The following is a 13323-nucleotide window of genomic DNA, read 5'->3' on the forward strand; positions in this document are numbered from 1 at the left end:
ACGTAAGGGGATTACTATGACTGAGTTTATTTTATCTTTATTTTCTTCAAGTGACAAGTTACGAGCAAGCTCACTCTATCAATTATTAAGTGGCAAGCGTACATCCTCGGTACTACTTTTTGGCTTTTTTCAGCGATTATTAGTTGTTCATGGTTGTTTTCCTTCACTTGAACAAGCAACGTTTGATAAACAGATCCAACAGATGATAGATGAGGGATTATTAAAGTGGGAAGACCGAGAGTTGCAACTGACGAAAAAAGGGGAAATGCGAAGAAAAAAAGAATCCCTCACCGGACTACACTATGATAAGTATGGACGTACAGCTACTACTAGTTGGCGTTTGCTGAAATTCTCTGTACAAGTCGTCTCTCACTTATCCGCCAATGAAACAGCTTATTTACCAGTAGAGACGGGGCCTTTTTATGCGTACCAAGTGAAGAGATGGTTGAAAGAAGCAACGTGTACCAAAACGGAGCTGGTCGCTCAAGTATCAAAGGAACTTTCTACTATTTTTACTCTGATGCCAGACGAACAGGCGAACTTCTTAGCAAACCAATTTTCTGGTAAAAAGCAAACAGGCTTACTCGCGTACCAGCTGACCACTCTTGAAGATGGCGTAGCACAGCAACTATTCCAAGATCAATGTATCCATCGCTTATTAGCGATTATCGAACAGCATTCAGATTTCTTGTTATACGATTTGCTGGCACCGTTGCTAAGACAAAATTATAATCAAAGCATGTTGACGACAAGAGCAATGATTTTATCTGGAGATTCAGTGGATCAGGTGATGAGCAAGCGAGGGTTGAAGAAAGGGACGATCAATGATCATTTGATCGAGTGGGCCATCTTTTTTGATGATTTTCCTTTTGAACGACTGATCCACTCCGAGACAAGAAAATCTTTAGCTTTGTTGGAGCGACCACTTCTTACACTAAGATATAAAGACCTTGAAGAACAAACGATCGATTACGGAGAATTTCGTTTGGTACAAATCGAGACATTTAAAGGAGGGGATAAAAATGGATTTGCTTGATCCATTGAAACAGTATTTTGGTTTTTCCTCTTTTCGCCAAGGACAGGAAGAGATTATTTCCACCTTATTGAATCAGAAAGATGTTTTAGCGATCCTGCCAACTGGTAATGGCAAAAGTTTATGTTATCAGTTGACTGGCTATTTGCAAGATGGGATGGTCTTGATCGTTTCTCCTTTACTCTCTTTGATGGAAGATCAAGTAGGGCAATTGCAAAAACGAGGAGAGAAAAGGGTGGTTGCCTATAATAGCTTACTTACTAGAAGTGAAAAACAGTATGTGTTAGCTCATTTATCCGAATATAAATTTGTCTTTGTCAGTCCCGAGATGTTGCAGCAACCGGAAGTACTTCATGCGCTGAAGCAACAAAAAATTTCGTTGTACGTAGTCGATGAAGCTCATTGTGTCTCACAGTGGGGCATTGATTTTCGACCGGAGTATCAATCTCTCGGAAGAGTCGCAAAAGAATTAGGATCACCAACTACCTTAGCTTTGACGGCAACAGCCACGCGACCGGTACAAGAAGAGATCGAACACATTCTCTTTCGCACAAAACCTGTCATCGTCAAACATTCAGTTAATCGAGAAAATATCTCATTATTTGTCTTTCATACAGATGAAAAAGACCAGCAATTACGTCAGCTGATGGCACAAGCAGACGGGGCAATGATCATTTATTGTGCGACTAAAAAAGAAGTCGAACGTCTTTATCAACTGTTTCGCAAAGACTATGCTGTGGGGTATTATCATGGAGGGCTAGATGCCTCACAACGCCGCCAACTTCAACAACAATTCAGTCAAAATCAACTGCAATTTTTGATTGCGACGAATGCGTTTGGTATGGGGATCGATAAAGCAGACATTCGGTATGTCATCCATTATGATCTACCAGATAGCTTGGAAAATTATATGCAAGAAATTGGTCGAGCAGGCCGAGATCAGCGACCTAGTAGCGCTGTGTTGCTTTACCGACCAGGAGATGAAGGGATCCATTACTTTTTCCAACAATTGTCTAAAGAACAACGCCAGATTTTCGAAGAACATCTGTCAACTGGGCAAACAGAGGCGCCTCAGTTCGATGAGATCCAGCAAAAATGGCTGATGGTAGTAAATGAAATACAAAGTCCTGATACATGGCTTCTGCAATTAAAAAAACAAGAACAAGTGAAAATCAAGCAACTACAACAGATGCTTGCTTATATCCATGAAACGACCTGTAGACGAGAACGTCTGATGGACTATTTCGATGAAACTCTCAAAGAGAAGCCTAAAGACTGCTGTGACCGAGATGGCGCATCATTATTTCTAACTGAAACAGGGCAAATAAGTCCAACCGTAGAAGTAAAAGACTGGCAAACGATTTTACTAAATTTATTTTAAAAAAATGGTGCGAGGTATTTTTTTCGTACAATCAAGATTATCCTATGGTATAATAACTAGGAAAGAATTTAGGAGGTCAATAAGGTGAGTAGAAAAGATAGACATCAATCATCAGAAAATAACGAAACACAAGAACCATGGGAACAACCAATTTACGATACAGAGGATGAAGCATCTTCAAGAAGTACGCAAAGACAGCAAAAGAAAGGGAACACCCTGTTCTTATCACTATTTTTGATTTTATTAGTTTTATGTATTGCGATTCCAGCAGGAGCTTACTTCTGGATCAGAAACGGATCAAGTAACAGTGCTACCGCTGCATCTTCTTCCTCTACGACTTCATCGATCGTAGAAAGTTCGACTGTAGAATCAACTGTAGAATCGACGACAGTTTCTAGTGAACCAACTTCTGATACACAATCAGTTGCTGGAGAAACAACACCCACAAGTGCTGTGACACCAGAAACAACACCATCTTCAACAGTAACAGAACCAGAACAAACAACACCAAGCAGTGTGGCTCCACAAGAAACAACACCTACTTCAACACCAGAGGCAGGCGCAGGTGTTTCAGGTTCAACCACAGTCGTTCAAGCGGGTGAAGGTCCTAGACAAGTAGCAGAACGCGCAGGCATTACAGTCGATCAATTGTTCCAGTTGAACGGAATCGATCCAAACAACTACATGTTATATCCAGGACAAGAACTTAGAGTCCAATAAATGGAGTGAAAAAGATAATACTGAAGAGTTGTTTTTCCTCAGAGTATCTTCATAAAATGTAATTAAATAAGGAGCAGTGGCTTGAGCCACAGCCCCTTTTTTTTGAGAAAAGGGAGTTTATGAAAAATGACACGAATTAGTATCGCAATTGATGGTCCTGCCTCTTCAGGCAAAAGTACGGTAGCTAAAATCATCGCAAATGAATTGAACTACATTTATACAGATACGGGCGCGATGTATCGTGCAGTCACTTACTTGGCAATCAAACATCACATTGCTTTTTCAGATGAAACAGAGTTAGTCGATTTGATCAATAAAAACCCTATTTCATTTGAGCAAATGGCAGATGGACAACATGTCTTTGTAGCTGGGCAAGACGTTACTTCAGATATTCGACAACCAGACGTTACACGAGCGGTCTCTGAAGTAGCTGCGCATTCAAAAGTACGCGAAGCTCTTGTTGCGATCCAGAAAAAAATCGGTGAAGATGGGGGTGTCGTCATGGATGGGCGAGATATCGGTACCGCTGTTTTACCAAAAGCCGAAGTGAAGATTTTCTTGGTAGCCAGCGTATCTGAACGGGCACAAAGACGACACAAAGAAAACCTTGAGAAAAATATTCCGACAGACTTAGAAGAATTGACAAAAGAAATACAAGCACGTGATGAATATGACTCTACTAGAAAAGTTTCACCCCTGAAGCAAGCAGAAGATGCGATACGGATCGATACAACCGGTAAAACGATTCAAGAAGTTGTCCAAGCGATCAAAGAAGTGATTCAACAAAAAGGATATTTTCTTGACTAAATAGAAAAAAAGCGAAGAATCCGACCATTTTAATGGAAAACAAACGAAATCGCTTTATTTTTTTCAAATAATCAATTAAACTATAGGCAGTACCGTAGTTAACGGCAGAATGTTGGTTAGGAGGACAAGTGTTATGACAGAATTTGAACAAAATCAGACAGACCAATCTATGGAAGATGCAATGAATAGCGTTCAAGAAGTGAGCGTTGGCGATGTCGTCAAAGGAGAAGTTTTAGTCATTGAAGACAAACAAGCCATCGTTGGAATCGAAGGAACGGGTGTTGAAGGCGTAGTTCCTGCAAAAGAATTATCTACTTTACCGGTTGAAGATATCAACGAAGTGGTAAAGGTTGGCGATACGTTAGATCTAGTCGTGATCAGCACGATTGGTAAAGACAAAGAAAACGGAAGTTACCTTTTATCAAAACGACGCTTAGATGCGAAAAAAGTTTGGGAGGATATCGAAAAAGATTTCCAAGCTGGAAACATAATCGAAGCACCAGTGACAAATGTAGTTAAAGGTGGTTTAGTTGTCGATGTCGGTGTTCGTGGATTTGTTCCGGCATCAATGGTAGAAGATCATTTTGTCGCTGATTTTTCTGAATACAAAGGAAAAACGATGACATTCAAAATCGTTGAAATCGAACCATCAGAAAATCGCTTGATCCTTTCACACAAAGCAGTCGTTGAAACAGAAAAAGAAGCACAGAAAAAAGAATTACTATCAACTATCCAAGAAAATGACGTGATCGAAGGACGCGTTGCTCGTATCACAGATTTTGGTGCATTTGTTGATTTAGGCGGCATCGATGGATTAGTACACGTTTCTGAGATTTCTCACGGACATGTTGCTAAACCGGGTGATGTTTTAGCTGTTGGTGATGAAGTGAAAGTCAAAGTTCTTTCAATCAATCCAGAACAAGGACGTATCTCATTATCGATCAAAGACACATTGCCTGGACCTTGGACAGATATCGAAACAAAAGCTCCAGTAGGCGCTGTACTTGAAGGTAAAGTGAAACGATTAACTAGCTTTGGTGCCTTTGTTGAAGTATTCCCAACAGTGGAAGGGCTTGTCCACATCTCACAAATCTCACATAAACACATCGCGACACCACATGAAGTGTTGCATGAGGGCGATGATGTCCAAGTGAAAGTTTTAGAAGTCAATCCAGAAGAGCACCGGATTGCATTAAGTATCAAAGCATTAGAAGAAAAACCTGCTTCTGATAAAGAACCAAAAGAAGTTGAGTCTTATGAGTTACCTGAAGAAAACACAGGATTTACAATGGGTGACATCTTAGGCGAAGCCTTAAAAGGGGAAGTAGAAGAAACAGCAACAGATGATTCTGAAAAATAAATGAATGATCGTTCCCGAAGCGCGAATTTACAGCATCAAGGGAAGTTGTACATGTGTAAAACAAGTGGTCTGGGGATTACGTCCCAGACCATTTTCTTTTGTAATAGGTAGTGATCCAGAAAAATACTTGAATGTTCACCGATCTAAGCTTGAAAGTTCGCGAAGTATTCGGTACACTAAGTGAGATTGGAAACATGTGAGGAGGAAAAAATATGGCAAATCCAACAATTGCAATCGTTGGTCGCCCAAACGTCGGTAAGTCGACGATTTTTAACCGTATCGCTGGTGAGCGTATTTCGATTGTCGAAGATACTCCAGGAGTTACTCGTGATCGTATTTATGCTAAAGGGGAATGGTTAGGTCGTGATTTCAGTATTATTGATACTGGTGGGATCGACTTAGGCGATGAACCATTTATGGATCAAATCAAGCACCAAGCAGAAATCGCAATCGATGAAGCAGATGTAATCGTCTGTGTCGTCAGTGGCCGTGAAGGCATCACTGATGCAGATGAAGTCGTAGCAAAAATTTTATATCGTAGCAATAAACCGGTGATCTTAGCCGTTAATAAAGTCGACAATCCTGAAATGAGAAATGATATCTATGAATTTTATGCACTAGGTCTAGGTGATCCCTACCCTGTATCTGGAAGTCATGGATTAGGGATCGGCGACATCTTAGATGAAGCAGTGAAATTCTTTGATGAAGAAGCAGAAGAAGAAGAGGATGATACCATCAAATTCAGTTTGATCGGTCGCCCGAATGTAGGGAAATCTTCCTTGATCAATGCGATCCTAGGTGAAGACCGAGTGATTGTTTCGGACATCGAAGGAACGACGCGTGATGCTATCGATACGCACTTCGTCTCAGAAGACGGTCAAAAATTCATGATGATCGATACAGCTGGTATGAGAAAACGTGGTAAAGTTTATGAAACCACAGAAAAATACAGCGTGATGCGTGCCATGCGTGCGATTGACCGTTCAGACATTGTGTTAATGGTCTTGAACGCAGAAGAAGGCATCCGTGAACAAGATAAACGAGTAGCTGGCTATGCGCATGAAGCTGGCCGTGGTGTGATCATCGTTGTCAATAAATGGGACTTAGTCAAAAAAGAAACGAATACGATGCGTGACTTCGAACAAGAGATCCGTGAAGAATTCCGTTACTTAGACTATGCGCCGATTCTGTTTGTTTCAGCTGTGACCAAACAACGATTAGAACGTTTGCCTGAAATGATCGAAGAAGTGAGTATGAACCAAAACTTACGTGTTTCTTCAGCAGTCTTGAATGATGTGATCATGGATGCCGTAGCAATCAACCCGACACCGACAGATAAAGGTAAACGATTAAAGATTTTCTATGCAACACAAGTCGCAGTCAAACCGCCAACCTTTGTTGTTTTTGTTAATGAAGAAGAATTGATGCATTTCTCTTATGAACGCTTTTTGGAAAATCAAATCAGAAAAGCATTTACGTTTGAAGGAACTTCGATCCGAATTATACCACGTCGAAGAAAATAGGCATTTTACCATAGTAGTCCGTTTTTTTCAAAAAAAATAAGCATATTTTTGTATTACGTTTTTATGACTAAAAAAAGCGGTTAAATAATGCCAAAAACCTTGCTATTAAGCGATTCATATGATATCGTGATAACAGAATATTGAAACTTAATCAATATTTCTTATAAACTTCTGGACCACTCAGAAAGTTTTTAAACTAAAATGATGTTCCTATCATATCTCTTGTTGGAGGAGGTGAATCTATCCATGGCAAATAAAGCAGAATTAATCGAAAAAGTTGCTTCAGCTACAGATTTAACTAAAAAAGACGCAACTGCAGCAGTTGACGCTGTATTTTCAACTATCCAAGATGCTTTAGCTAACGGCGAAAAAGTTCAATTAATCGGTTTTGGTAACTTTGAAGTACGCGAACGCGCGGCTCGTAAAGGACGTAACCCACAAACTGGTGAAGAAATCGAAATCCCAGCTAGCAAAGTACCTGCATTTAAACCAGGTAAAGCATTGAAAGACGCTGTTAAATAAGACAGTTGAAAAAAGCGCTTGTGGCTACGGCTACAGGCGCTTTATTTTTTATATAGATGGATATGGATAAAAGTGGCGGAAAGCAGTAGAAAGGCGACAACCAAATAGTTCAGCAACCGAATGGAACTCTTTACATATCAAATAAAAGAATAGAGTCGATCAAAAAAAGGCATGGGTCCATATACTAGTTTTTCTTATTCTTTTTTTATTTTACTTACTAATGGTAAAATAAAAGAAAAGGGGAGGGCAACATGGAGTTATCCTATCGCTACCAACAAGAAGAAACAACAATCTTTTATGGGGAAACATTTGTCAGTCAGTTGAAAAATGAATCGATTGATCAAGCGATTCTTTTTTTGACGAACCAACGTTATTATGATCTATACGCTGAGAAAATGACACAGTCATTCACGAACAAGTTAGCGATTGATTGGTATATTTGTGGCAATACGCAGTGTAATCAATTGTCTGAATTGCATAGTCTCTTATCCTATGCGAGACGCTATCCCGAAAATCGACCGCTTTTAGTAATAGGTTTTGGCAATGAGGGAATTATGGAGTTGGCGGGCTTCTTTCAAAAACATACGTATCTTCAGACTACACTTTGGTTGATCCCCGTCTCGATCCGCTCCATGGCACGGGCACTGAATCCTCAATGCGAGATATTACACGGGCCTAACGAATCGGCTCTTCAAACGACGAACCTTCCAGAACGAATCATTTATGATCGGACGATCAGTGAAAAGCAAATCGAAGGGAAACAAATCGATTTTTTGATTTTTATCTGTTGCGGGTTAGTCTGTGATCATCCGTTTCTTCAAAATCTTTACAAAAATTATCCGAATCGCGAAAAATTATTCAATCGTCCTTTTGCTGGTATGCTAGAAGAAATCATTTATTTTTATCAAGAAGACGCTGAACAAGTGACAAATTATGGTAAACTATTTGAGCAAGCTTTTTATCTGACTGAAAATAGTCATTTGCTTTCCGCCAGTATGAAAAAATTTTTAGGTATCTTGATGCAACTTATCTGGAATTCAGAAATCAAGTCGCTTTCTTTCCAATTGAAGAATTTTTTTATCTGGCTGCAACATCTAGGTTATCCGATTACTTGGCCTGAAGAGATATCAAAAATGGATTATCTAGAAAATGTGCTGGTTTTAGCGGAAAAGAGCAAAAAAATTCTCGTTTTGGAAAAAATTGGTATAATAGATGGATATCAATTGCCAAACGAACAAGAACTATTGAAAACAATGGCGTCCTATGAAAGGATCGTTCAAGAGATTAGAGGGATTTAGATGATGACAAATAGTGAAAAAATGCTACAAGCATTAGCAGACGAAAATTTGACAGAGGCAAATGAATACTTGGCAAAAGCGCTCCAAGAAGATCCGGCTGATGTGTTACAGGAATTAGGAGAAGAATTATTAGCCATCGGTTTTTTAGAAGAAGCAAAGGCAATTTTTGAGCATCTGCTAACTGTATCGCCTGAAAATGATGAATGGAATATTCCGTTGGCAGAAATTGCGATCGAAGACAATGAGATCGATCAGGCATTTGACTATTTAGAAAAAATCCAGCAAGATAGTGAATACTATCCGCAAGCATTATTAGCAATCGCCGACTTGTATCAAGTAATCGGTATTCCTGAAGTAAGTGAAGCAAAATTGAAAGAAGCCGCAACATTATTACCTGAAGAACCATTGATTCAATTTGCATTAGCTGAATTGTATTTTTCAGTTGACCGCTTTAATGAAGCTTCCGCACTTTACGAAATGTTGTTAGCGAATGGTATAGAAGAAATTTCTAGTATTTCCATGCAAGAACGCTTAGGACAATCGTTGAGTATGCAAGGGGATTTTGAAGCAGCAATCCCACCACTGGAAGCTGCTTTAGCCGAAGAGCGGACAGATGATCGTCTGTTCCAATTAGCGTTCACGAATCTACAATTACATGAGAACGAAAAAGCTATCAATTATTTGCAAGAATTACGGGAATTGAATCCACAGTATCAATCTTTATACCTTTATCTAGGTCAGGCCCTTCAAGAAGAAGAGATGATCGAAGAAGCACAACAAGTCTTAGAAGATGGTATCAAAGAGAACCCATTCCAAGTAGAACTTTATCACTTAGCTTCGGAAAATGCCTTTCGTCTACATGACAAAGAAAAAGCAGAGAAGTTACTACTTGATGCATTGACCGTCGGTGACAAACAAGATGAAACGTTATTGACGTTGAGTAATCTTTACTTGGATCAAGAACGTTATGAAGACGTTGTTCAAACAGTCAACCAAATGGAAGAAGTTGCTAATCCATATGCAGAATGGAACCTCGCTCATGCCTATAATCAATTAGAAGATTTTGCGGTAGCAGCAGTCCATTATGAACAAGCAGCCCATGAATTAGATCATGAACCAGATTTCTTGAAAGAATATGCTTTATTCTTACGTGAAGAGGGTCAATTAGCAAAAACACGAGAATTATTGGAACAATATTTAACTTATGAACCGGGGGATATGGAGGTCTTGTCGCTATTAGATGATTTAACAGAGAGGTGATGAATATGTTGATTGATGTTAAAGAAAAGAAGAATTTCTTAACTTGGATGGTTAACCATGTCTCTTTCAGTCGCAGAGAAGTATTTTGGATTTTGAACTATCTGGCAAATCATGAAGCAATCTTACACAATGTGCGTTTTGTTGAAGGTGCAAACTTAACAAGACGTGGTTTACAGATCACCGATCTTTCATATGAAGGTGAACCGATGAAGCTATTTTTAGATGGAAAGGAATTTACTGATACTGATCAGATCTTCCATGAAATCCGTCTGAACTGGAAAAATCCACTTTATGTCGAATGCCTTTTTGAAAATGCGTGGCAAACGAAAGAATATTTAGCAATCATCGAAGATAATCCGTTAGCCTCATGGGAAGATGCAATCAGTGAAGAATCAACAGAATTAATCGAGCATTATTTCCAAGAAAAAGAGCAAGCAGCAAAACTAAGCATGCTTTACCAACAGATCGATCAGGCATTAGAAGAAGGCGATAAAGATGCGTTTCTTGAACTATCAGATGAAGTGAACCGCATGATCCTTCAAGCGCCACAGAAGAGTAAGAGCTGAGTTTATTAGAAAAATAAATGATAGTAGTGGGTAAGGTATTCTTTGAATACTTTATCCACTGCTTTTATATAATTTAATGAAGCTAAAATGAAGTTTGAATATGGCGTTATGGACTTCTCGTAGGAAGGTTATTTTTTAAGACATCGCTTCATCAATAAATGTAATGTATAATGTAGAGAGGTTTTATATTGAGGATTATTGAGGATTTTTTAAGCAGCTCAAGCATTTTGAGAAAACCAAATCGTTTGAAATGAAAGTATTTTATTTGAAATTGCGTTCCTCGATTGTTCATTCACGAATAATTGCTTTAAAAAGCATACTTCCTAGTTGAATAATATCAGCTGTAAGTAAGCGCTATAATGATTATAGGAGTAATAATCATGGATTTTTTATCTTTTTTATTTTGGGTTATTGAAACTCTCCCTTTAGTTATAGGGATATACATTTTAAGTGAAGGTAGATTAGGTTGGAAGTTAACTAGCTTGATGACTGTTAGCTTTATTCCATTATTTTTTGTGAAAATAACTTTCCCGAAAATTAATGGGTTGAGTATAATACTGTTCATTTTATTCTTTCTGATCAGCTATTATAAGACAAAAAAAATAATCAAAAGTATTTTTATCTGCTCTATTCCAATGGTTTTACAAACGAGTTCGATCTTCCTTGCAGAATTATTGTTATGGCAAATATATGATATAAATAGCATTCAGGAATCTTCACAAATAATAATGGTTACAGTAATCGAAAATTTCCTATCAGCAGCAATTGTCATCATTGGTTCCTTCATCACTAGATTATTTATGAGAAGATATTCGATCGATGATTTATTAGATGGAAAGTATGGAATCCTATTTATATTATTTCCGTTACTTGGGGAAATCATATTTTCAATAAACATTTATTTCATAAAAATTGATGATTTTTTAAATGATGACAGGATTAGAGGAAACATCATCTTATTTACAATTTTTAGCATCGTTCTATTACTCGTTGTGTTCATCCTTTTTAGAGTGATTTTCAATAACTTGAAAATCGAGAATGAACGAAAACAAAACCAGCAACTCAGTATATACATGAAAGAGTTGGAAAAACAAAATGATGAAATTCGAAAGATACGCCATGATTATCTCAATATCATGACAACAATGTCTGGATATTTAGAACAAGAAGATGTAAAAGGATTGCAAGTCTACTTTTCTGATAAAATCAGACCATTGGGAGAAAAAATCGAAAAAAATGATGCACAACTAGGACGTTTGACTTATATAAGAATCCCAGAAATCAAAGCTATTTTAGCAACAAAATTATTGCAAGCACAAAAATCAGAGATTCGTTTGATCGTTGATATAGTTGATCCAGTTGAAAATTTTCATATGGATACACTGAAATTAAGTCGTGCACTTGGAATTATCTTGGATAATGCCATGGAAGCAGCGAAAGAATCCGAGGAACCTCAATTGGATCTATCTTTTGTGGAAAAAAAGAATGAGCATTTTATTCTCGTTAAAAATACGTATCGAGAGACTCCCCCTATACATTTGATCTTTAAACAAGGCTTTTCTACAAAAGGAGAAAATCGAGGGTTAGGATTAAGTAATCTTAGAGAAATCTTCTCTGATTGTGAGAATGTGAGTCTTAATACGTATGTGGACGATGAAAAACATTTTTTCTTTCAAGAAATTTCGATTAACTACTAAAGAGGAGCAACCTATGATAGAAATTTTTATATGTGAAGATGAAAAAGATCAGAGAAGAAAATTAACAAATTTCATCCATGACTATATAAATGCTGAAGGATATGATATGAGGATTTCCTTAGCAACAGACAACCCTCAGGAGATTTTAGCCTATGTAGAAAAACATCAGCCCAGTGGCCTATACTTTATTGATATTGATTTGAATACGACAATCAATGGCTTACAAATGGCTTCAAAAATCAGAGAAAAAGACAAGGATTCGTTTATCGTATTCGTCACTACCCATGTTGAATTGATGCAGTATACGTTCAAACACAAATTAGAAGCATTAGATTTCATCAATAAAGGTGAGTTTAAGGAAATGAGAAAGCAAATCGTTGAGAATATCGATTATGTCCACTCGTACCAAAAATTGGTCAATGAAACTTTGACGTTTAAAATTGAACTGAACAATCGCATTATCACAGAAGAATTGGATAATATCATGTTTTTTGAAACGTCAGGCAATAAACATCGAGTGATCATGCACGCGCAAAATCGGCAAATTGAGTTTTACGGAAGTCTAAATGACATTGAAAAGCAAGTAGATGCCTTTTATCGTTGTCACCGTTCTTTTCTTGTTAATAAAAATAATATTACAGAAATTGATAAAACCAATCGGGAGCTTATCATGAAAAACGGGGAAATCTGTTTAGTTTCTTCCAGAGCAATAAATAAATTGTAAAAGAATAATAACGTATCAATCACTTAGTCAAGCACTTAGGAATTCCTAAGTGCTTGTTTTTGTTGATTTGGTTTCTATTTTTTATGCTTTAGGAAATAACTTTCATTATGGGAAATATCTATCTTAAAATAATAAATTATAAGAAGTTAAAGATAGATCACGTCTGTTAAACTTGAGGAACTAGTACTAGTAAAGGGAGGGAAGAAGATGACAAATTTTATTAGTAGAATCTGGGTGATATTTATAGTATGCGTGTTTTATACAACTTTTTCTGCTTTTGTTTTAGTATCAGCTTTAATTTCTTTGGTAAGCAGTTTTTTTTAGTTTAAGAGGGTGAATATCAATACAAGAAAAGTATACTTCTTAAATCATATAGGTTTGAAAAAATATAAAATAAGGGGAGCGTAACGTCAGACAAGAATAGACTGATTA

12 protein-coding genes are annotated in these 13323 nt (G+C 37.5%); all 12 read left to right on the top strand.

The annotated features are described in order from the left end of the window. Positions 1 to 16 precede the first annotated feature (16 nt). The 12 genes from IGJ00_RS05530 (at position 17) to IGJ00_RS05585 (ending at position 12891) form a co-directional block, all read left to right on the top strand. Positions 17 to 1036 (top strand): helix-turn-helix domain-containing protein, encoded by a 1020-nt coding sequence (locus IGJ00_RS05530; protein WP_142433585.1) that lies wholly within the window; start codon positions 17 to 19, stop codon positions 1034 to 1036. Then, positions 1023 to 2414: a RecQ family ATP-dependent DNA helicase gene (locus tag IGJ00_RS05535; RefSeq protein ID WP_065096586.1), complete on the top strand. Its 1392-nt coding sequence runs from the start codon at positions 1023 to 1025 to the stop codon at positions 2412 to 2414. Before IGJ00_RS05530 ends, IGJ00_RS05535 begins: the two co-directional genes overlap by 14 nt. A gap of 84 nt (positions 2415 to 2498) precedes the next feature. Next, positions 2499 to 3134 carry an SAG1386/EF1546 family surface-associated protein gene (locus IGJ00_RS05540; protein ID WP_034688017.1) on the top strand — a complete coding sequence of 212 codons (636 nt, stop codon included), beginning with the start codon at positions 2499 to 2501 and terminating at the stop codon, positions 3132 to 3134. A 126-nt stretch (positions 3135 to 3260) separates the two neighbouring features. Further along, positions 3261 to 3941 carry a (d)CMP kinase gene (gene cmk, locus IGJ00_RS05545; RefSeq protein WP_071866360.1) on the top strand — a complete coding sequence of 227 codons (681 nt, stop codon included), beginning with the start codon at positions 3261 to 3263 and terminating at the stop codon, positions 3939 to 3941. A gap of 133 nt (positions 3942 to 4074) precedes the next feature. Next, positions 4075 to 5301 (top strand): 30S ribosomal protein S1, encoded by a 1227-nt coding sequence (gene rpsA / locus IGJ00_RS05550; protein ID WP_071866361.1) that lies wholly within the window; start codon positions 4075 to 4077, stop codon positions 5299 to 5301. Positions 5302 to 5513: 212 nt separating this feature from the next. After that, positions 5514 to 6824, top strand: coding sequence for a ribosome biogenesis GTPase Der (der, locus tag IGJ00_RS05555; RefSeq protein ID WP_010735768.1), 1311 nt, complete (start codon positions 5514 to 5516; stop codon positions 6822 to 6824). 246 nt (positions 6825 to 7070) lie between these two features. Then, positions 7071 to 7346, top strand: coding sequence for an HU family DNA-binding protein (locus IGJ00_RS05560; protein ID WP_002290178.1), 276 nt, complete (start codon positions 7071 to 7073; stop codon positions 7344 to 7346). 251 nt (positions 7347 to 7597) lie between these two features. After that, positions 7598 to 8644, top strand: a complete 1047-nt coding sequence (locus IGJ00_RS05565) for a hypothetical protein (RefSeq protein WP_142433583.1) — start codon at positions 7598 to 7600, stop codon at positions 8642 to 8644. Then, entirely contained in the window at positions 8645 to 9904 is a 1260-nt protein-coding gene (locus IGJ00_RS05570; protein ID WP_071866363.1) for a tetratricopeptide repeat protein, read from the top strand. A 5-nt stretch (positions 9905 to 9909) separates the two neighbouring features. Further along, on the top strand, positions 9910 to 10470 hold the full coding sequence (locus tag IGJ00_RS05575; RefSeq protein WP_071866411.1) for a YpiB family protein: 561 nt from the start codon (positions 9910 to 9912) through the stop codon (positions 10468 to 10470). A gap of 728 nt (positions 10471 to 11198) precedes the next feature. Then, complete coding sequence (locus IGJ00_RS05580) at positions 11199 to 12167, top strand: sensor histidine kinase (RefSeq protein ID WP_071866365.1); 969 nt, start codon at positions 11199 to 11201, stop codon at positions 12165 to 12167. 13 nt (positions 12168 to 12180) lie between these two features. After that, on the top strand, positions 12181 to 12891 hold the full coding sequence (locus IGJ00_RS05585) for a LytR/AlgR family response regulator transcription factor (protein WP_071866366.1): 711 nt from the start codon (positions 12181 to 12183) through the stop codon (positions 12889 to 12891). Positions 12892 to 13323 lie beyond the last annotated feature (432 nt).

Source organism: Enterococcus sp. AZ062 (assembly GCF_051715065.1).
GTDB lineage: Bacteria > Bacillota > Bacilli > Lactobacillales > Enterococcaceae > Enterococcus_B > Enterococcus_B mundtii.

Bases quoted from the DNA above. Each gene is read 5' to 3' on its own strand.
- cmk (WP_071866360.1), top strand. From the start codon at position 3,261: ATGACACGAATTAGTATCGCAATTGATGGTCCTGCCTCTTCAGGCAAA.
- IGJ00_RS05585 (WP_071866366.1), top strand. From the start codon at position 12,181: ATGATAGAAATTTTTATATGTGAAGATGAAAAAGATCAGAGAAGAAAA.
- IGJ00_RS05565 (WP_142433583.1), top strand. From the start codon at position 7,598: ATGGAGTTATCCTATCGCTACCAACAAGAAGAAACAACAATCTTTTAT.
- IGJ00_RS05560 (WP_002290178.1), top strand. From the start codon at position 7,071: ATGGCAAATAAAGCAGAATTAATCGAAAAAGTTGCTTCAGCTACAGAT.
- IGJ00_RS05535 (WP_065096586.1), top strand. From the start codon at position 1,023: ATGGATTTGCTTGATCCATTGAAACAGTATTTTGGTTTTTCCTCTTTT.
- IGJ00_RS05575 (WP_071866411.1), top strand. From the start codon at position 9,910: ATGTTGATTGATGTTAAAGAAAAGAAGAATTTCTTAACTTGGATGGTT.
- IGJ00_RS05530 (WP_142433585.1), top strand. From the start codon at position 17: ATGACTGAGTTTATTTTATCTTTATTTTCTTCAAGTGACAAGTTACGA.
- der (WP_010735768.1), top strand. From the start codon at position 5,514: ATGGCAAATCCAACAATTGCAATCGTTGGTCGCCCAAACGTCGGTAAG.
- IGJ00_RS05570 (WP_071866363.1), top strand. From the start codon at position 8,645: ATGATGACAAATAGTGAAAAAATGCTACAAGCATTAGCAGACGAAAAT.
- rpsA (WP_071866361.1), top strand. From the start codon at position 4,075: ATGACAGAATTTGAACAAAATCAGACAGACCAATCTATGGAAGATGCA.
- IGJ00_RS05580 (WP_071866365.1), top strand. From the start codon at position 11,199: ATGGTTACAGTAATCGAAAATTTCCTATCAGCAGCAATTGTCATCATT.